Source organism: Prolixibacter sp. DSM 2831, from assembly GCF_056493735.1.
This window is the reverse complement of sequence record NZ_CM151379.1, coordinates 3,365,290-3,384,985: the sequence shown is the minus strand read 5'-3', so window position 1 is coordinate 3,384,985 and position 19,696 is coordinate 3,365,290. Positions and strand designations below refer to the sequence as shown.

Annotated in this window: 22 protein-coding genes; 17 read left to right on the top strand and 5 right to left on the bottom strand. The window is 46.1% G+C overall.

Features of this window, described 5'->3' with window-relative positions; all coding sequences use genetic code 11:
* Position 1 precedes the first annotated feature (1 nt).
* Positions 2-1,060 carry a GlxA family transcriptional regulator gene (locus AC060N_RS13790; RefSeq protein WP_479524323.1) on the bottom strand — a complete coding sequence of 353 codons (1,059 nt, stop codon included), beginning with the start codon at positions 1,058-1,060 and terminating at the stop codon, positions 2-4.
* Positions 1,061-1,323: 263 nt separating this feature from the next.
* Here AC060N_RS13790 and AC060N_RS13785 point away from each other — a divergent pair, with 263 nt between their 5' ends.
* The 6 genes from AC060N_RS13785 (at position 1,324) to AC060N_RS13760 (ending at position 7,358) form a co-directional block, all read left to right on the top strand.
* Positions 1,324-2,205, top strand: coding sequence for a VIT1/CCC1 transporter family protein (locus AC060N_RS13785; RefSeq protein ID WP_479524322.1), 882 nt, complete (start codon positions 1,324-1,326; stop codon positions 2,203-2,205).
* A gap of 205 nt (positions 2,206-2,410) precedes the next feature.
* Positions 2,411-3,976, top strand: a complete 1,566-nt coding sequence (locus AC060N_RS13780; RefSeq protein ID WP_479524321.1) for a S10 family peptidase — start codon at positions 2,411-2,413, stop codon at positions 3,974-3,976.
* Positions 3,977-4,113: 137 nt separating this feature from the next.
* Positions 4,114-4,887, top strand: coding sequence for a trypsin-like serine protease (locus AC060N_RS13775; RefSeq protein ID WP_479524320.1), 774 nt, complete (start codon positions 4,114-4,116; stop codon positions 4,885-4,887).
* A gap of 82 nt (positions 4,888-4,969) precedes the next feature.
* The gene (locus tag AC060N_RS13770; RefSeq protein WP_479524319.1) at positions 4,970-5,512 is read left to right on the top strand and encodes a GNAT family N-acetyltransferase; all 543 of its coding nucleotides are present in this window, start codon (positions 4,970-4,972) and stop codon (positions 5,510-5,512) included.
* A gap of 29 nt (positions 5,513-5,541) precedes the next feature.
* Complete coding sequence (locus tag AC060N_RS13765; protein WP_479524318.1) at positions 5,542-6,336, top strand: penicillin-binding transpeptidase domain-containing protein; 795 nt, start codon at positions 5,542-5,544, stop codon at positions 6,334-6,336.
* On the top strand, positions 6,333-7,358 hold the full coding sequence (locus AC060N_RS13760; protein WP_479524317.1) for a hypothetical protein: 1,026 nt from the start codon (positions 6,333-6,335) through the stop codon (positions 7,356-7,358). The genes AC060N_RS13765 and AC060N_RS13760 overlap by 4 nt, the downstream gene beginning before the upstream one ends.
* Before the next feature lie 113 nt (positions 7,359-7,471).
* Here the strand turns inward: AC060N_RS13760 and AC060N_RS13755 are convergent, their stop codons facing one another.
* The 3 genes from AC060N_RS13755 to AC060N_RS13745 all read right to left on the bottom strand — a co-directional run bounded on the left by AC060N_RS13755 (position 7,472) and on the right by AC060N_RS13745 (position 10,615).
* On the bottom strand, positions 7,472-8,596 hold the full coding sequence (locus tag AC060N_RS13755; RefSeq protein ID WP_479524316.1) for a hypothetical protein: 1,125 nt from the start codon (positions 8,594-8,596) through the stop codon (positions 7,472-7,474).
* A gap of 195 nt (positions 8,597-8,791) precedes the next feature.
* Positions 8,792-9,592 carry a type 1 glutamine amidotransferase domain-containing protein gene (locus AC060N_RS13750; RefSeq protein WP_479524315.1) on the bottom strand — a complete coding sequence of 267 codons (801 nt, stop codon included), beginning with the start codon at positions 9,590-9,592 and terminating at the stop codon, positions 8,792-8,794.
* A gap of 75 nt (positions 9,593-9,667) precedes the next feature.
* Positions 9,668-10,615, bottom strand: coding sequence for an aldo/keto reductase (locus AC060N_RS13745; RefSeq protein ID WP_479524314.1), 948 nt, complete (start codon positions 10,613-10,615; stop codon positions 9,668-9,670).
* A 204-nt stretch (positions 10,616-10,819) separates the two neighbouring features.
* On the opposite strand from AC060N_RS13745, the gene AC060N_RS13740 reads away from it, so the two are divergent.
* The 3 genes from AC060N_RS13740 (at position 10,820) to AC060N_RS13730 (ending at position 13,383) form a co-directional block, all read left to right on the top strand.
* On the top strand, positions 10,820-12,301 hold the full coding sequence (locus AC060N_RS13740) for a M20/M25/M40 family metallo-hydrolase (RefSeq protein ID WP_479524313.1): 1,482 nt from the start codon (positions 10,820-10,822) through the stop codon (positions 12,299-12,301).
* A gap of 113 nt (positions 12,302-12,414) precedes the next feature.
* A complete protein-coding gene (locus AC060N_RS13735; protein WP_479524312.1) occupies positions 12,415-12,585 on the top strand; it encodes a hypothetical protein in 171 nt (56 codons plus the stop codon).
* 51 nt (positions 12,586-12,636) lie between these two features.
* Positions 12,637-13,383 carry a hypothetical protein gene (locus tag AC060N_RS13730; protein WP_479524311.1) on the top strand — a complete coding sequence of 249 codons (747 nt, stop codon included), beginning with the start codon at positions 12,637-12,639 and terminating at the stop codon, positions 13,381-13,383.
* Positions 13,384-13,400: 17 nt separating this feature from the next.
* Here AC060N_RS13730 and AC060N_RS13725 read toward each other — a convergent pair whose 3' ends face one another.
* The gene (locus tag AC060N_RS13725; RefSeq protein ID WP_479524310.1) at positions 13,401-14,348 is read right to left on the bottom strand and encodes an NmrA/HSCARG family protein; all 948 of its coding nucleotides are present in this window, start codon (positions 14,346-14,348) and stop codon (positions 13,401-13,403) included.
* A gap of 213 nt (positions 14,349-14,561) precedes the next feature.
* Here AC060N_RS13725 and AC060N_RS13720 point away from each other — a divergent pair, with 213 nt between their 5' ends.
* From AC060N_RS13720 to AC060N_RS13685, 8 genes are all read left to right on the top strand, one after another.
* Positions 14,562-15,254 carry a 2'-5' RNA ligase family protein gene (locus AC060N_RS13720; protein WP_479524309.1) on the top strand — a complete coding sequence of 231 codons (693 nt, stop codon included), beginning with the start codon at positions 14,562-14,564 and terminating at the stop codon, positions 15,252-15,254.
* Positions 15,255-15,458: 204 nt separating this feature from the next.
* A complete protein-coding gene (locus AC060N_RS13715; protein ID WP_479524308.1) occupies positions 15,459-15,812 on the top strand; it encodes a DUF3795 domain-containing protein in 354 nt (117 codons plus the stop codon).
* A gap of 32 nt (positions 15,813-15,844) precedes the next feature.
* On the top strand, positions 15,845-16,585 hold the full coding sequence (bla, locus tag AC060N_RS13710) for a subclass B1 metallo-beta-lactamase (RefSeq protein WP_479524307.1): 741 nt from the start codon (positions 15,845-15,847) through the stop codon (positions 16,583-16,585).
* Between the two features lie 55 nt (positions 16,586-16,640).
* Complete coding sequence (locus AC060N_RS13705; RefSeq protein ID WP_479524306.1) at positions 16,641-17,225, top strand: Crp/Fnr family transcriptional regulator; 585 nt, start codon at positions 16,641-16,643, stop codon at positions 17,223-17,225.
* Between the two features lie 62 nt (positions 17,226-17,287).
* A complete protein-coding gene (locus AC060N_RS13700; protein ID WP_479524305.1) occupies positions 17,288-17,740 on the top strand; it encodes a carboxymuconolactone decarboxylase family protein in 453 nt (150 codons plus the stop codon).
* A gap of 124 nt (positions 17,741-17,864) precedes the next feature.
* Complete coding sequence (locus tag AC060N_RS13695) at positions 17,865-18,449, top strand: YdeI/OmpD-associated family protein (RefSeq protein ID WP_479524304.1); 585 nt, start codon at positions 17,865-17,867, stop codon at positions 18,447-18,449.
* A 66-nt stretch (positions 18,450-18,515) separates the two neighbouring features.
* Positions 18,516-19,058 carry an NADPH-dependent FMN reductase gene (locus AC060N_RS13690; RefSeq protein WP_479524303.1) on the top strand — a complete coding sequence of 181 codons (543 nt, stop codon included), beginning with the start codon at positions 18,516-18,518 and terminating at the stop codon, positions 19,056-19,058.
* A gap of 86 nt (positions 19,059-19,144) precedes the next feature.
* A complete protein-coding gene (locus AC060N_RS13685; protein ID WP_479524302.1) occupies positions 19,145-19,579 on the top strand; it encodes a VOC family protein in 435 nt (144 codons plus the stop codon).
* Positions 19,580-19,696 lie beyond the last annotated feature (117 nt).

Genomic DNA, 19,696 nt, shown 5'->3' with positions numbered 1-19,696 from the left:
CTTATCGTACAGCTGTCTGGAAACTTCGTCGGTAGGCACTGGGCGAGGTTTTCAGATGTCGTAGAAACAGGCGTCGAAGCGTGTCGGCACTCCCCAGACCGCATTCTCCGGAAATTTCATCCAGCGTCAGGTTCGATTCCTCCAGCCGGCGACGGGCCGTCTCCACCCGTACCTTCTCGATGTAACGCGCCGGGGTAATGCCGGTTTTCCGGGTAAAAACCCGCGAGAAATTCCGCGGGCTCATGGATGCCTGTTCCGCCAGTTTTTCCAACGAAAGGGAATCATTTAGGTGCTCCGGAATCCAGTCGATGATGGTTTGGATGGGATTGTAATCGACCTCCTGTTGCGCCAGTACGACGCTAAACTGAGACTGGTTGCCCGGGCGCTTGAGATACAACACCAGCATACGGGCCACGTAAAGCGCTACGTCACGGCCATAATCCTCCTCCACGAGCGAAAGGGCCAGGTCCAGTCCGGTGGAAATCCCGGCCGAGGTATACACCGGACCATCTTTCACAAAGATGGGATCAGGGTTCACCTTTACTTCGGGGTACATGGTAGCCATCAGCTGGCAGCGGTACCAATGAGTGGTAGCCTCCCGGCCATCCAGGATACCGGCTTCGGCCAGCAGGAATGCGCCGGTACACACCGAACCGATGCGGCGGATATTTTTCCAGTGTGTCCGTAACCATTGCACGGTCTCTTTGCCCGGACTGACGTCGGAAATGTGCGGTGGCAGCTCATCTGCCTCGATGCGCTGGTCGAGCAGTTGCAAACCGGTAGTATAGCCGGCAATCAGCAACGTGTCGATGGGATAACGGATATCGAAGAGGTTACTTTCGCACACGATGGGCAATCCAGTGGAGGTGGTCACCTGCAGCTCGGGAGTGTTAGTCACCACATGCAGCTGGTAAACAAACGGCGGCTGGTCGGTCAATTCGGGCAGGTACTGTTTCGCTTTCGCGAAGACTTCCATCGGACCGGTTACATCCAGCAGCGACGTGTTGGGCGACGCCAGGATAACGATATGTTTAACGGGAGTGTTCTCTTGCTTCTTCATGGCCTTCTTGTTTCACGTGACAAGCTAAAGATACATCGTTCCATCCTGTCCGCAAGGACATTTATCCGACAAATCCGGCCACAAAAGGTTTCAGGTTAAAAAGTTTCATGTTTCAGGTTGGGGGGGACGAGACGTTCGCATTTGCAGTCCTTAAAACAGAAGAGTTTTTTAATGAGATTTTTAGCGAAAGGAAGCAGAAAACACAGCAGCTTTTTCCAAACATTATGTAGTTTTGCGTCAAATCAAAAGAACCAAAAACATCGATGAAACGTAAACCATTGTTCCCCGAAACCAGAAGCCAATTGCTGGTTGCCCAGGGAAACGAAATTACAGAATATCATATTTACAAGCAGCTGGCTGCCAAACAGCGTGACCCGCATAATGCAGAGGTGTTGAGCCGCATTGCCGACGATGAGTACAAGCATTATGAGATTTGGAAGGAGTACACCGAAACGGAAGTGGCTCCGAGTAAATTGAAGATTTGGAAATTTTACTGGATAGCCCGGATTTTCGGTATCACGTTTGGCATTAAGCTGATGGAGAAAGGGGAGGAGAAAGCCCAGGTTAACTACAACGAGATAGCAGACGAAATTCCGGAGGCCAAAATCATCGCCAAGGAAGAAAATGACCATGAGGATCAGTTAATTGCCTTGCTCGAGGAAGACAAGCTGAAGTACATCGGCTCGATTGTGTTGGGATTGAACGATGCTTTGGTGGAAATTCTGGGGACGTTGGCCGGTTTGACATTTGCATTGCAAAATACGCGTCTGGTGGCACTGGCGGGTATCATTACCGGATTAGCCGGAGCGTTGTCGATGTCGTCATCGGAGTATCTTTCGACGAAGTCGGAAGGACGCCACGAAGGTGCAATGAAGTCAGCCATCTTTACTGGATTGGCATACATCGTAGCCGTGGTTTTTCTCGTGGTACCCTACCTAATATTTGCTTCGCCGTTTGTTGCTTTGATTGTGGCGGTTATCGATTCGGTCCTGGTGGTGTTCCTGTATAGTTACTATATCTCCATTGCCAACGATCAGCCTTTCCGGAAACGTTTCTGGGAAATGGTTATCCTGAGTACGGTGGTCGGTTTGATTTCATTCGGTTTGGGATATCTCGTCCGGATCATGTTCGGTATCGACGTTTGATTTGAACAGTATTTGTTGACTATATAGAGAAAGAGGATGCTTTTAGTGTCCTCTTTTTTGTGTGAATAAGGTGCTCAATTAGCTTTCGCTGAATCAGGATGCCATACTCTTCGGTAAAAAAACTATTTTTAAAGAACTAAATCATCAGGAAACTAACCACCAGCCTTTTTTGACAAAAGCTCATTGCTAACTTAAACAGATACAAATGAAGTTTAACTTGATTCTTTCCGTCCTGATTGTCATAATGCTTTCGGCGATGGATTTATCGGCTCAAAATCCAAATGAGTCCAAACATTCACAAACTCCTGTAAAACCAGACACAACATTGACCCGCCCGCAGAAATCGGTAACGAGTGGAACGGTGACCGTTGAGGGGAAGCGGATTGATTACAAGGCGGCAGCTGGTACGCTAGTTCTGAAAAACAAAAAGGAGGAACCGACCTGCAGCATGTTTTATGTGGCTTATTTTAAATCGGGAGAAAGTAATCCGGTCAACCGTCCGGTGACATTTATTTATAACGGTGGCCCGGGAAGTGCATCGGTGTGGTTGCATCTGGGGGCATGGGGACCCAAACGTGTTGATGCGGCTGATACAGCCCGGACTGCAGCGCCTTATTCGTTGGTAAACAACGACTACAGCCTGCTCGATGCCAGCGACCTGGTTTTTATCGACGCTCCCGGAACCGGTTACAGTCAGCTGATTGGGAAAGATAAAGGAGGAGCCGGCGACCCGAAAGATTTTTACGGTATCGACCAGGATGGCCATGCATTTGCTTCGTTCATCACACAGTTCCTGACCACATTTAACCGGTGGAATTCTCCGAAGTATTTGTTCGGCGAAAGTTACGGAACGTTCCGCTCGGCGATGGTTGCCTACTACCTGGGCGAGAATCATGGCATCGATTTGAATGGCGTCATCATGCTTTCGCAGATTCTGAACTATGATAATGTTTCGGGAATGGCTGCCCTGAATCCCGGTAACGAAATTGCGCATCAGCTGGTTTTGCCGAGTATGACGGCTACAGCCTGGTATCATCACAAACTTCCCAATCAGCCCGAAAAGCTAGAACCGCTTCTCCGGAAGGTAGAAGACTTCGCACTCGGAGATTTTGCATCGGCACTCAGCAAAGGTGTGACGATTGATTCTGCAACTTTCAACAAAACGGCAGAGAAACTGCACGAATATACTGGCCTTCCTGTTAATTATATCAGGAAAGCCAACCTGCGCGTAACCGGACCGGGATTTGAAAAGAATCTGCTGGCAAAAGAGGATAAGGTAACCGGCCGTTTGGATACCCGCTTCTCAGGCTATATGGTCGATCCGTTGAGCAAACGCCCTGCCTTCGATCCAATGGACAAAGCCATTTCCGGGATCTACATTGCCACGGCAAACACGTATTTGCATTCGACATTGAAATTCAGGGAAGATGTACCTTATCAACCGTTTGGCGATGGCATCGGTCGCAAATGGGATTCACGTCATCAGGCGCCGGGAAGCGGCAGGAAAATTTTCCCCAACGTGATGCCCGACCTGGCCCGGGCGATGATTTACAATCCGAAGATGAAAGTGATGCTGAACATGGGCTACTTCGATTTGGCCACGCCTTACTTCGAAGGGGTTTACGAAATGCGTCATTTACCCATGCCGGCAGCTTTGCAGAAGAATATCTCCTACCATTATTACATGTCGGGACATATGGTTTATCTGAATATTCCTTCACTGAAGGAACTACACGATAACACGGCGAAATTCATTCAGGATACGCATTAAAGAGCATCGACAATAAAACTTGGAATGGCTGTTGTGCTTTCGTAATTTTATTTGCGAAGTACAACAGCCATTTTCTTTATGGCTAACCTGAGATAACGAATAGATCCCTGCCGGGAATTCAGAAAATTGTCAAACCAATGAAAACAAAACCTATTTACTTGCTCGTTCTGTCCGTCCTATTGTCGGTTATTTTTAACGGATGTAATGAAAAAAAAGAGGTCGCAAAAGAAAGCTGGATGGCGAAACCTGTTAAAGAGTGGCCGTCTTTTGCCTTGACCAACGACATTGAATTTACTGACACCACCTTTCATGGAATTGCCAATGCATTTCTGGTCGATACCGGAAAAGATACGCTGGCGGTCAGTTGTAAACACCTGTTCATGGTTTTTGAGATCAACCAGGGATTATCTTCCATCGATTTGGGGCCTCAGTTTGTGTCATGGAAAATGTATCCGAAAAACCGGCCGGAGCAGCAGGTGGAAATAAAAAAGCTCATCAATCAGTCATCTAATGAACCCATCGGGCAATTTAATACGCTGAAGGATAGGGATTGGATTCTGTTTTCTCTTCAGGGAAAGAACAAAAATATTTATCCGCTCAAAATTCGCTATACACCGGTCCGTCCCAACGAAGTGGTTTTTGCGGTAGGCTGGGGAGCGCTGCAAAAGGATAATCGTTATCCGAAGCTGATAAAAATGCAGTGTTTTAAGAACATGGGAAACTACTTTTATGTGCAGACACTCACCGGGAATGTGAGAGGGGAAGGAAGAAGCGGTTCACCGGTGATTGACCAAAACGGTTACCTGGTGGGGCTGATTTCCGGACAGGAAGGAAAATTGGGCGTCATTGGCAGTGTGACCTATCTGCAGCAGCTGTTCGATAAATACGGAATTCCTTATCAGGAGCATTAAATGAATGAAGAACCTCCGTTGTATATCCATATTTTCCTGATTATCTTTAAGCAAATCAAACCTTTCAACTGAACTGTAAATCATGAAACTTGAATCGCAACGGTTGCAATTGCTGGAAATCACCTGGAATGATCTGGACGATATTCACCGGTTGCATTCTTTCCCTGCTGTTGATGAGTTCAACACCATTGGGATACCGAAGAACAGGGACGAAACGGAAGAGCTGATACGACCTGCTATTGAGGAACAGACGGATAACCCACGCAAATCATACACCTGGAAAATAGTATTGAAAGAATCGGGTGAATTTATCGGGTTGGCCGGTTTTACCTTGTCGTTGGATAAATTCCGCCTGGGGGAGATTTATTACAAGCTCCTTCCGGCTCACTGGGGAAAAGGTTATGCAACGGAAGTGGCAAAAAGATTGATAAAAGCCGGATTCGAAGATTTCCATCTGCACAAAGTGGAAGCTGGTGTGGCCACCGAAAACATCAAATCCATCAGGGTACTGGAAAAATGCGGGATGGCGCGCGAAGGTTTACGCCGTAAAATTCTGCCCATCCGTGGAAAGTGGATAGACAATTATCACTACGCCATTCTGGAGGATGATCCGCTGAAGGAATAACCAGACGTTGAATTGACTGACGACTTACCATGAAAAATTTACTGAACCTGTTTTTCCTTTTATCACTGGTTTCTTTAGGCTACGGACAAAAGATGACCGAGCGAAATTTCAAACCTTACTTTGACCGGTATGGTGTCAACGGATGTTTTGTGTTATTCGACGAAGCGAACAATGAGTTCATTCGCTACAATCCGGCAGGATGCGATTCCGGATTTATTCCTGCCTCCACTTTTAAGATTCCCCATTCGGTAATTGCTTTGGAAGAAGGTGTTGTTTCCGATACTGACCAGGTAATTCCATGGGATGGACATGAGTGGCAGGCTCAGAAATGGAATCAGGATCAAACCTTAGGTACAGCGATAAAATATTCCTGTGTATGGGTATATACCGGCTTTGCCGAAAAGATAGGAATAGATAAATACCGGAAATACGTGCAGGCGTTTGACTATGGAAATAAGAATCTGGACGGTCCGCCTACCCGGTTCTGGCTGGCCGGAGAATTCCGAATTAGCGCCAATCAGCAAATCGCTTTTCTACGCAAGTTCTATCACGATGATTTACCGGTTTCGAAGGAATCCGTTGAAAAGGTAAAGAAGCTTATCGTGCTGGAAAAAGGAGACGACTGGACACTCAGTGGAAAGACGGGTGGCGGAGTTCTGAACGACACTGATTACGTCATGTGGCTGGTCGGGTACTTTGAAAAGGATAACCGGCCCTATTTTTATGCCATGAATTTTGTATCCGATGATTTCAACGGAACCAGTCGGGCACGCTACGAAATAACAAAGGACATTTTGAAAGAACTGAAACTGTTAGAGCCATGAAAAATAGGATAGAACATCTCGTTCGGTGGAAACGTCGCCTGGGGCTGCTGCTGGTTGTCTTGATATTCTCAACCGGCCTTTCGTTGGGGCAACGGGGGAAAAAGACAAAAGCAAATCAGGATTGGTTCTTTTATCCGCTCACCTACCTGTCGAAACCGGATATCGCCTCCCCGTCGGTGCTGAAGTACGGGACAGAAGCAATTCTGGTGATGAAGAAGGATTCTACCTTTGGAATTGTTTCGGTTACAGTGGAAAACGGTCAACCTCTTCTTTACAGCAACCAATTTAAATGGATGATGGGAAAGGGGCAACAGCTCGGTGTCGACGAAGGCGATTTCCCGGCGCTGGCAAAGACTGGTTTGCATGATGAAGCGGAGTTAGAAGGTAAGGACCGAATTACGGGATTCCCGGTGAAAATTATCAATGAGATAGGACGTCCCAATGGTTTTTCCCATGCCGGTTTTATGGCACAAGACGAAGATATTCTTTCGGTACTGAAAGGCGATAATCAGCTGGTGCGTGCCATGGGGCTGACGCATCCGCAGATGGCTAAGCCCCTTTTTCATGTTTGGAATCTTGTCCTGAAGGAAATTGAGTTAGGGCATTGGAAAAGATTTTACGACAACATACCCGTGATATTCTATAACGGCCATCAATTGAATTTCAAAGGGGAGAGAAGCAAAGGCTGGCAGGTTTCCATCTTTCAGGATGAAGTTCAGGGAAGTTTTGATTTTACAGTGAGTCGCGCTCTGACTCCGGAAGAAAAGACCTTCCTGGACGAGCACTACAGTCAGCTAACATCTGCGCAGCGAAAAGAGTTGGAAACTAAAATTGCCTCGCTGCATTTCAGCGAAATGGCGCCTTATTATATCATGCGCTATGAATTTTACGAGGGGCACACCGACTATCGGGCCGATCCGGTTGCCATTGCTTTTATCTTTGGTTTGAAGACACTTCCGGAATTGGATACAGCATTCAACCACGATTTGTTGGGGGTTTTGACGAAGCATTTCACGAAATAGTGGTTACTCACTATCCCAAAAAGTAACACCAAACACTTTGCAGGAAAATGTTTGGTGTTAAGGTGATTGAATTATTGAATAAAAACATGTAATCTGAGAAAGTCACTATTAGATTACACGTCCTGCTCGTTTTCCACAGAGAACGTAAAGCGGTACGCATCTGTGTTATACTCGGTTTCGAAAATCAGTTCGGTTAAGCTGATTTGGATAACTGTAAACGTTAAAACTTCACCGCCATCGATGGTAACTTCCAGCTGAATATTATCGGCCGTAGGCGTACCAACAAAGTCCCACAGTAAATATTCGGCGACATCATCCGCTGCGGTCGGGCGCTCCTCAATCTTTTTGCTGAGTGGATTGATGAACCAGATGGTACCGAGGTCAATGGGCAAGTCTTGGGTGGTTACCTGTCCGTTCTTTTCAACTTCAGTTAGTTTCCAGTCGGGACCGGTGAGAAAGTCGGAGAGTTCACATTCGGTAAACCGGAATGACAAGCTGTAAGCGCTTTCAGTATCAGTCGTACCCGTTACACTGGCCGATTTGGGACCGGAGCTAACATATTCCATTGACAAAAGGTGCAAATCACCTTCTGCGTCCACTTCCATTTCGTATCCTACGCTCATTCCTTCCACAAAAACAAATGTCTTGGAGACAATGGTGTAGGGCAGACTAACTGCTTTTTCAGAGGTGGCTGTCGCCATTCCATCTTCAATCAAAGCGCGGAACCGGAAGAGCGAAAGATTGTTTTCCATGGTTTGAGTTTCCGAATTAAAAACAGCTTCGGCTACTTTATAATGCTTACCATAGATAGCCTCTCCCTCGAAGGCGTCAGCGGGTTCTTCCGATTCGAAGTAGAGCGTCACATCGCCGTCTTCTTCGTCGGTGTAACTAATCTTCAGGTTCGTTTCCGAGATTTCATCGATGTTCAGCAGTTGCTCATCTACATAGATTTGTTCTGCATCGAAAGTCCAGGGAAGGTTGTCTTCGTAGTGATAAAAATTGGCCATGGCAAAGGTTCCATCAGCATTGAAAATAGCAATATAAGGAATGGAACCACTGGTAATAAAATCAGATGTCTGGCCGTTAATTTCCTGGCTTTTAAATTTCCAGGGATGAGCTGTGAGGAGTTCCTCGCTGTTCTTTTGTTCAATTTCATCGACGCCGTTGTTGTCATCGCTGCAGCTTGTTATCAAAGCGAAAACGATGAACATGACGCTCCAGAGATTCTTTACTTTCATTTTGGATAGATTTTTAGGTTAATCGATTTCTCTGAAATACGTTTGGAGGTGTCCTTTTAGTATTTCAATCTGTACGAAGCATCATCAAAAGGTAAAAAATGAGGTAATATGCTAATATTAAATAATATGTGTGGGAAAAAAAGCCCTTGCGGGGGAATGCAAGAGCTTTTTTTAATATTCTATCGTATCCGGAAGTTAATCCTTCTGCAATTCTTTCAGTACTTCTTTGCCCACCTTTTTCGCCGATTGTGGGTTTTGTCCGGTAATCAATCGTCCGTCGTGCACGACATGCACAGTGAACTTTGATGTGCAGGAATATATTCCGCCTCGCTCCTTCAGTTTATTTTCCAATAAAAACGGAACGACATTGGTGAGTTTCACGGCTTTTTCTTCCTCATTGCTAAAACCGGTTACCTTTTTCCCGGCAATGAGATAGGAACCATTGTCCAACTTGATGTTGACCAAGCCAGCAGGCCCGTGGCATACAGCACTCACCACGCCATGATGTTCATAAATTTTCGCGGCAATGGCTGCCAGTTGCTTACTTTCAGGGAAGTCCCACATGGCGCCGTGGCCACCAACAAAATGAATCGCCACGTAGTTGTCAGGGTTAATTTCCGAAGGTTTTAGCGTGTGATTGATTTTGTATTGAATCTCGGGATTGTCCCAAAACTCTTTGTTCACCGGATCGCTCAAATCGAATCCGTCAACAGGCGCTTTTCCACCTTTCGGACTGACAAAGTCGATGACGTATTTGTCTTTTAAGACATCCCACGGGTGAGCGGCTTCCGAAAGAAAGAAACCGGTTTTCTTGCCGGTGTCACCTTTCTGATCGTGGTTGGTCAACACGAACAGGATTTTGGGTTTGGCCGCTTTTTCTGTTTTGGTTTTCGTTTTAGCGGCCGTGTCTTCATTTGCCGAATGGCCCTTGTGCTTTTGGCTACAACTGCTTAACAGGATCCCAAAGAGCAGTACGGGGATTAATTTTCTAATCATATACATTTTTGTTTGATGGGCTTCATTTTAACATACGAAACCGTATGATGTGGGATTCAAATTTTCGGCTTAAGATTATTTATATGCTGAAGCTGCTCGTAACAACTGTAGATCTTCCGGTTCCGGTTTCATCTGCACCGCTTCGGTGAAAGCTTTCAGATGGCTGCTTTTCGTTGCACTGGCAATGGGGGCAGTTACATTGGGCTGGTGAATGAGCCAGGCAAGTGCCACAGCTGCCTGCGAAACTTCATGCTTGGCGGCCAGGTCGTCGAGTGCTTTCAGAATGCGAAAACCGCGTTCATTCAGGTAGCCTTCCACGCCACCTCCGCGCACACTCTTCCCGAGATCGTCTTTGCTCCGGTATTTCCCGCTAAGGAAACCTTTGGCCAGCGAAAAATAGGTAATAACGCCCAACCCTTCTTCCCGGCAAACGGGATCGATACCTTCTTCAAAACCTTGCCTGTCGTACAGGTTATACTCGGGTTGAAACACTTCGTAGCGCGGCAGGTTGTTCTCAGCACTGGCTCTCAGCGATTCTTTCAGCCTTTCGGGCGGAAGATTGGACGCACCGATAAAGCGCACCTTTCCGGCTTTGATAAGTTTCTCGTAAGCTCCCAGGGTTTCTTCCACCGGTGTATTCTCATCATCCCAGTGCGAGAGGTACAAATCGATGGTGTCGGTTTGTAACCGGCGCAACGAATCGTCCACCGCTTCCAGGATGTGTTTCTCAGAAAGATCGCGATGGCCTTGCCCCATATCGGAACCTACTTTGGTAATCACCGTCACTTTATCGCGATTGCGTCGCTCTTTCATCCATTTCCCAATGATGGTTTCCGATTCGCCGCCCTGGTTTCCGTCGACCCAGCGGGAATAGACGTTGGCCGTATCGATGGTATTGAAACCAGCGTCGATCAACTCGTCCAGTATCCTGAATGATTCTTTTTCATCGAGTGTCCATCCAAAAACATTGCCCCCGAATACGATGGGAGCAGTCTGTAAGTCCGTATTTCCTAATTTTATCATATGATTTGCTATTCTAATATTCAATAAAAAGATAAGTCCTTCTGTAGTGTTTAACAGATTTGGGTGGAGCAATGTTTGGTTTGTCCGGGTATCTCAATCCGCAGATGTAAGATATCTTTTTAGATGTGATAATAGTTTTGTAGCTTTAGAAAGCTGGTTTTACTCAAAGGACCGGCTTTACTTTTTCACTAACCTAAACGACAGATGAAACGAATTCTTGTTTTCCTTTTTGTTGCATTGACAACTCAAGTCTATGGGCAATCCGCACTCCACGCGAAACAATTTTCAATTGATAAAAATGAGCTAAAGCAGACCATCAAAATATTGGCATCCGATTCGATGGAAGGGCGCCTGACCGGAACGATCGGGCAGATGAAAGCGGCCCGGTATATTGACGGAGAGTTTGCAAAATACGGCCTGTCGAAAGCAGGAGACAACGGCTACTACGACGATTTTAAGCTGGTTCAGTATTATCGGGGCGAAACCTATCTGAAGACGGCCCGCAACCGAAAGCTCGATGACTTTCAGGAGATGGCCTGTATGAGTCGTGAACCCGCAAATGAGGAAAAGGAGCTGGAGCTGGTCTTCGGCGGTAACGGAAGGCCGGAAGAACTGGATCAAATCGATGTAAAAAACCGAATGGTTTTGGTTTTTACAAAGAATCTGCGTTCAGCGTATCATATTAAGATTGCACTGGAAAAAAGAAAAGCCGCAGGGTTAATTTTAGCTAATCCCTACAACGATAAGCAATTCGAATCCATCCGGAGAACTTTTAAGAACTTCATGACCAGGAAACGATATGCGTTTGCTGATAGTGATCGGTCTGAAAATGATAGTATTGGTTTTGTGGAATTTATTATTCCCAATATGCAGATTCGCCATTTGATGAAGATGTCTGCCAGAGACCTTAATCAATTGATCGAAACTAAAGCGATTGCTGATTGTCCGGTGAACACTGTTCGGCTGAAATGTGAGCGGATAGTGAACCGAACGACGGGGCGAAATGTAATCGGGATGCTGAAGGGCACGTCCGATACTTCCATCTATATTACGGCGCACTACGATCATATGGGAACTGACGGACGTTTTTATTTCCGCGGTGCCGATGATAATGCTTCCGGCGTGGCTTCGATGCTGGAATTAGCCAAATTGTTTTCCGGTATTCCGGATTTGAAATACAACATGGTTTTCCTGGCGACGACGGGTGAAGAAGTGGGAGATCTGGGCGCTAAATACCAGGTAAGACGTGAGGATTTCGAACCCGGGAAAGTGTTGCTTAACCTGAATATTGATATGGTTGGACGTGTCGATTCTCAACACATCGGGAAAGAGGCTTATCTCTATTCCCTTGGAACCGACACGCAGCCAAAACTCGCGGCCCTTTTTGAAAAGGTCGACCAACTAGTCCCGCAATGTTCGTTCGATTATACTTTCAACAATTCGCACGATTTAACTGGGTACTACATGCGTTCCGACCAGTATCAGTTCTATGAAAAAGGTATCCCGGCCGTGATGTTCTTCTCCGGTTTGCATAAAGATTACCACAAACCGACCGACACATCGGAAAAGATCAACTATCCTCTTTTGCACGACCGTATTTTCCTGATAAGCCAGGTCATTCTTGCATTGCAGCGGAATGAATCTTTCAGTGTGGAAAGGGAGCAAGTGCAGGCTACTCACCAATAGTTTTCCCGGAAGTAGCTAAGAGGATTGGTCAAATTTTGGTAACTTGAGTATAGATTCCGTTTGGGGGAATCGTTGCATAACCAATAGCATACCGGACAACTAAACTCAGAGCAATGAAAAGAAAGACTATCTACAACATTCAGTTTTACGTCGGTATCGTTCTGGCACTGACGGGAGCAGCGATGATGTTTTTCGAATTGTTACCCGTGCCGGCCAGAATTACCATTGGAATCGTTGGACTGGCACTGATTGCTACATCCCGCCGGAAGATGGACTTGTTGTAGTATGTATTTCTCCGAAGCGGTAGCTTTACAAACAGTATCAAAAGTAATAGCATGATGTCGCGACAAGACACAACACTGGAATGGATAGCCGGACATGCAGGGGTAAAAAGACTCTGTAGAATAGCCGGGATTGCAGCCTTTATCCTGATTGTTTATTCGGTTGCAACGATGATATTGTTGGTCACCGTCGGCACCCAACCGATAACGGTAGAAGAGTGTTTCAGCATGTTGCAGGAGAATAAGCTGGTCGGCCTGCTCCGTCTCGACATCCTGACGGTTATATTCATCCCGCTATATTACGTGCTGTTCGCCGGTCTTTACTTCAGTCTGAAGGAATCCAACCAGGGAATCACCACATTATCGGTAGTCATGGTATTTATTGGTGTTACGCTTTTCCTGGCCACACCTTCTGTATTTTCATGGTTATACCTGAGCAACCGGTATGCCGGCGCCATAACTCCGGAGGAACAACGCCGCCTGATTGCTGCCGGCGAAGTACTTTTCGCTTCTGACATGTGGCACGGAACCGGAGCCATTGTGGGAAGTGTACTGACCCAGTTAGGCGGCATCTTTATCTCCTGGGTGATGTTGAGAAGTGCCGTATTCAGTAAACTCACCGCCTACACCGGCCTCGTAACCCACGGAGTTGACTTTCTGCACATCTTCGCGGGTTTTATTTACCCGGCAGCCAGTACATTATTGATGGCAATTGCCGGACCACTGTACCTCCTCTGGTTTTTCCTGGTCGGAAGAAAACTGTGGCAGATTGGGAAAGGTAAGGCCAGACTACTTCAATAACGCTTTTCTTTTAGTTCTTAAATTTTGATGTTTTCTCTGTTTTCAGTCAGCCACTCATTAAATGATTGCAGTTCCGGATTGAGCTTTTTCGTAAAATTCACATCCCTTGAACCACAATAATAATCCTGAAATTCTTTTTTAAACTGGAACATGTTTCCTAAATCGTCGGCTCCCGGAAAACCAAACCCTCGGTACACATCAGGCGGTACATCATTGTAAACAACTTTAACACCGAGCGCTTTGGAGAAACTGTCTGCCATTTGTTGTCCGGTTAAGTTGCCACCTGAAATGCCCACTGTTTTATTTTGGTAAGTTGTCCCGGCCTTAAAAATGTAAAAAGCCGATTTTCCGATATCCTTTGCTGCGATACTGGGAAGCTTTTTGTCGCCCATAGGGAAAGTAATCGCCAGTCGTCCGTCAGGAAGCTTCTGCGGTCCCATTCCAAAGTGAATGAAATTATCCCAATAAAAAGCAGTATGAAGCAGGGTGTAAGGAATACCGCTGTTCACAAAGAAAGCATCCGATTCACCTTTGGCATCGAAGTGAGGGACTTTGTATTTCGCTTGCAAAGTGGGCATTCGGTCATCACTTAGCGGAATCCATTTGCGGGTGTCTTCCAATGTCGACCAAATAACATGTTTGACTCCAGTCTCTTTAGCTGCTTCTGCCATCGATTTCGCATGTGCTTTCTCCTTTTCGGGAGAAAAGTGTTCCCAGTAGAAGGTAACGCAATACACACCGTATGCTCCGGTGAATGCTTTTACCAGACTTTGTTTGTCATCAACATCAGCGGCCACGACTTCAGCTCCCAGTTCCGCCAGTGCTTTCGCTTTATCGGAATTGGGATTCCGTGTTAGTGCACGTACCTTAAACTCTCCCGACGAATCATTTAAAATGGCATGAACCAGTCCGCCACCCTGTGCCCCGGTAGCCCCCACAACAGCAATAATCTTTTGATCTTTCATGATAATATGATTACTTAAATGATACAGAATAAATAAGTTACACTGTTTGTGGCCTAAAAGCAATAGATAAATACTTTTTTGTCTTTAATTAACGTTTAGGGATGAAACTAAATCGACAGTATATCTGCTTTTTTCCACGCTGTGGAATTTTTCCTACTTTTAAATACCTTGGCAAGAGAAGTCAGGATAAATGAAGACAGCTAATCAAATCCCATGAATGAAATCGCACTGACAGAACATTATCACAACTTATATACTGAATCGATAGTGAAGATTCGGGATGAGGGAGTTGTTACGGATGAATTACTGGATGATTCGTTGGATGACCGGCGAGGAATTACCCTGTTGGTTCGCCCGGGCGAAGAGGTGAAGGAGCGCATTCTCTTTTGGATGAGTAAGTTGAAAGATACAGAGCCCGACCAGTATTATTATCCCGCTTCCGATTTGCATATCACCCTTTTGTCGGTTATTTCCTGTTACTCCGGATTTCATCCGGAACAGATTGATTTACCATCTTACAATCAGCTGATTCGTGAAAGTATGGCAGGCGAAGACTCTTTTTCAATCCGGATGAAAGGAATTACAGCTTCGCCGTCAGGAGTGATGATTCAGGGATTCAGTGAAAACGACCGGCTAAATGAGTTACGCGAAAGTCTGCGGAAGCAATTCGGGAAATCAGAACTGCAGCAATCCATCGACAAACGGTATGTTCTGCAGACGGCCCATTCTACGGTTATTCGTTTCCGGAAACCGCTCCGGCAAAAAGAAGCCTTCCTGGATAAGCTGGAACAGTTTCGGGATTTTGACTTCGGCACCTTTCAGGTGAAGGAAATCGAGCTGGTAGCCAACGACTGGTACCTCCGCAAGGAAAATGTAAGCACACTGAGCCGCTTCCCGTTAGGATAAATGCAAAGTTTTTACGTAACTTTTTCAATGGAATGGCTGACAACGGATCAAAGAGAACCTGCAGCTATTTCATCTCATAGTCGCAGGGCAACGAAGCGACGGAAGGATTCGGCGGGTAGAACAGATAGGAATTTGGCTCCGTCTGAAATAAACAAATGCTTTCCCTTTACGGGAAAAAGAAACGAGACCTAAACACGAACGATCATGATGGCTTATTGTGGATTGCATTGCGACGGATGCCCCATTCATCTGGCCACGCTCGAGACGGATTTGATACGGAAACAGGCGATGCGGGAGGACATTGTCAGACAGTGCGCGATGGAGTATGGAATCGATATTCAACTGCGCGATGTTACCGACTGCGATGGCTGCACGGCTGAAACAGGACGAATATTCTCGGGGTGCCGGAATTGCAGCATCCGGAATTGTGCCCGGGAAAGAGGGGTAGAAAACTGTGCTCATTGCAATGATTATCCTTGCGAGAAGCTTGATGACATCTTCGAACAGGAGCCTGAGGCAAAAGTCCGTCTCGATTACATTCATCAGGCGCTGGCATAAAATATAAACTTCCTAAAGTAACTACGGTGAATATGAAGAAATGGTTGATGATTTCCCTGATAGTTTTTTTGCAGGGACAAGTATGGGCGCAGCAAATTGCGCAGCGTATAAAAGTGTCCGATGATATTGTGTTGGTCAAACTGTCCGAACGGACATATGTACATATCTCGCAGTCGGAAATACCGCCGTTTGGACGGGTTTCATCCAACGGATTGATATTCGTCAACGGAAAGGAGGCGTTCCTGTTCGACACACCGGTAACCGAAGAAGAAACCCGGACGTTGGTGGATTGGCTCAAACATTCGCTGGAGGTAGAAGTTGTCGGGTTTGTTCCCAACCACTGGCATATTGACTGCATGGGGGGACTAGCTTATTTGCAACAGCAGCATATTCCGTCGTGGGCGAACCAGATAACCGTCGACAGCGCGAAAGTAAAAGGCTTGCCCGTTCCCGATCATGGATTCACAGATTCGTTGCAATTGCAACTAGGAGATAAAATCATCGAATGTTATTACTTGGGGCCGGCCCATGCGACCGATAACATTGTGGTTTGGATTCCGTCAGAGAAGATCCTGTTTCCCGGTTGTTTGGTAAAGAGTATGAATTCGCGTACGTTGGGCAACACGGCCGATGGCGATTTGAAAGCTTATCCGGCCACCATTAAAAAGGTGATGGCCAAATTCCCGGAAGCGCGCATTGTCATTCCCGGACACGGACCATTCGGCGGCCCCGAATTGTTGAGGCACACTTATCGGTTAGCTGAATCTAATTAATAACAATTCCTGTTACCTTCTCCCACTCAATTCCGTAATGGGAAAATAAAATTCCATGAATAGGGAGCTGATTCAACACATTCGCCAGTTTACCCAATTGACGGATGACCAGGCCGATTTTATTACGGTAAGCGTTACCGAACGAAAGGTACTGAAAAAGGAGTTTTTACTAACTGCCGGCAACGTTTGCCGGGCCAATCATTTTGTGGCATCCGGATGCTTGCGGCTCTTCTTTACCGATGAGCAGGGGAACGAACGGACCATTCAGTTTGCCATCGAAAACTGGTGGATGACTGATTATACCAGCAAAGATCGCAAAGTTCCCAGCCAATATTGTATCCAGGCCGTTGAGGATTCGGTTATCATCTCACTGGACGATGAAACCAGTGAAAAGTTATTCGCCACGATACCTGCCTTCGAGACCTATTTTCGAAAAATACTGCAACGGGCCTTTTCGGCGTCGTTGTTTCGCATTGGTTTGTTGTACAGTCGCTCCAAAGAGGAAATGTTCTTCAATTTCCAGCGAAAATATCCGGAATTTGTGCAACGGGTACCGCAATATATGCTGGCATCTTTGCTGGGTATGACGCCCGAATATCTGAGTGAACTCAGAAAAAAGACTGATACATCCGTTTCTTAAACCCGTTTAAGTTTTTCTCGTGTTTTCATGCTCAACTTTGTCACGAACTAAAAGCAAATGTCATGGAAGCACATGTAAAGATTGCCGAAGTACAACCAGAAGCATACCAGGCTATGCTCGGTTTGGAACACTACTTTAAAAACAGCGGACTAACCGATATTCATCGCGAGTTAATCAAAATACGGGCATCGCAAATTAATGGTTGTGCCTTCTGCATCGACAAGCACACTACTGATGCGATGAAGTATGGCGAAACACCACAACGCATCTTTTTGCTGGATGCCTGGGAAGAAACCGCCCTGTTCGACCAAAAGGAAAAAGCCATCCTGGCGCTGACAGATGCCATTACCCGGATACATGGAGATATTCCGCCAGAACTGATCGTCAACGCACGCAAATATTTCGATGAAACGTACCTGGCCCAAATTATCATGGGCATTATCACCATCAACGCCTGGAACCGGATAGGAATTGTCTCGGGTGCAGCCAGCCGGATTGAAGCAGTTCAGTCGTAATGCTCCAAAATCGCAGAGACAGGGAATTATCTTGTCTCTGTTGAATTATTTAACGGAACCTGTCTGAATTTTGCCCGTATGAATACGTATTTCATCCATTTTTGAAGATACGGGAGAAGTCAGAATGAAAAAAGAAAAGCCAAACGAATTACCCATCCTGCCTTTCAAATCGGGAAAAGCATTTGAAGACTGGATGGCCGCGAACCATACCAACCCGGACGGCATCTGGTTGCGATTGTTTAAAAAAGACTCGGGAAAGGAAACCGTGACTTATGACGAAGCGCTGGATGTGGCGCTATGTTACGGATGGATTGATGGACAGTTGAAGAAATACGACGAAGAATCGTGGCTGAGAAGATTCACTCCGCGCCGGAATGGAAGCAAATGGTCGAAGCGGAACACCGGGCATGTAGAACGGTTGATGAAACAGGGGCGAATGAAACCAACCGGACTGGCAGAAGTGGAAAGCGCCAAAGCGGATGGACGATGGCAACAAGCCTATGAAGCACAAAGCAACATGACCATCCCTGATGATTTTATGAAAGCTTTATCGGCCAATCAAGAGGCGCTGGCGTTTTTCCGAAAACTGAACAAAGCCAATCTGTATGCCATTGCATACAGACTGAATACAGCAAAAAGACCGGAAACCCGTAAGAAACGTATGCAACAGATTCTGGAAATGATGGCCAAAGGAGAGAAGTTTCATTAAAGAATTCCCGGCCAACCTTTACTCGTCAAAACTGTTTTGCATCTTGTTGATGTGAAGTAGTAAAGCATGACCAGCTCTAAAAAGAAAATACTGGCTATATCGGGAAGCACCAAACAGCAATCGGTGAACCTTGCACTGCTGAAAGCAATAGCGGCAACATACAGCGGTCGAATAACGGTTGATTTGTATGACGGCATTGATAAAATACCGCATTTCAATCCCGACAAGGATACCGAAACACCTCCTGAAAGCGTAGTCGATTTCAGGAATCGCATTGCCATATCCGACGGTGTTATTATTTGTACCCCTGAGTATGTTTTCAGCCTGCCGGGAAGTTTGAAAAATGCTATTGAATGGACAGTCTCTACTACCATCTTCAGTAAAAAGCCGGTTGCATTGATTGTGGCGGCCGCTTCAGGGGAGAAAGCGGTCGAATCACTCCGGTTGATTATGGGTACACTGGGCGCCGCAGTTCCGGAGAACGGGAGCTTGTTGATCAAAGGAGCCAAAGGGAAAATTGGAACAGATGGTACCCTCAACGATGCTGCGACCGAAATGAAGTTGAACAACTTGATGGATAGCTTTCTCTGTTCGCTGGAGAATAGTTAAACGGCAAACTTTTATCCGGCAGCAGTGTTATGTAACCGGATGGACCATCCGGAACAAAACTTTCTGTGTAACCAAACTCTGAGATCATGGCAATTGTAAATCCCTATCTGACATTTAAAGGAAACTGCGAGGAGGCTTTTAACCACTACAAGGCTGTTTTTGGTGGTGAATTTATCTATCTAGGACGTTTCAAAGACATGCCGCCACAAGATGGTGTCGAAATCCCGGAAGCGGACCAAAACAAAATCATGCACATCTCCCTGCCGCTTAGCAAGGATAATATCCTGATGGGTAGCGATACCGGCGGCTGGGCTCCCGAATTGAAAGTAGGCAATAACTTTTCATTGTCTGTTTCAGCCGAAAGCAAAGAGCAGGCCGACCGCTTCTTTATGGCCCTGTCGAAAGGTGGCAATGTCACCATGCCCATGGCTTCCACTTTCTGGGGCGATTATTTCGGCATGTGTACTGATGCTTTTGGCATCAACTGGATGATTAGCTTCAACGAGAACCCGCAGGAATAGAGCGGTCATAAAAATAGCTTCATTTCAACCTTCAAATCTTTGGCGTTTTAAATGACGTTCAGGAAGATGCATTTGAATTTCGGATTGTGTAACTTTATTCAGGTATGGAAAGACCGA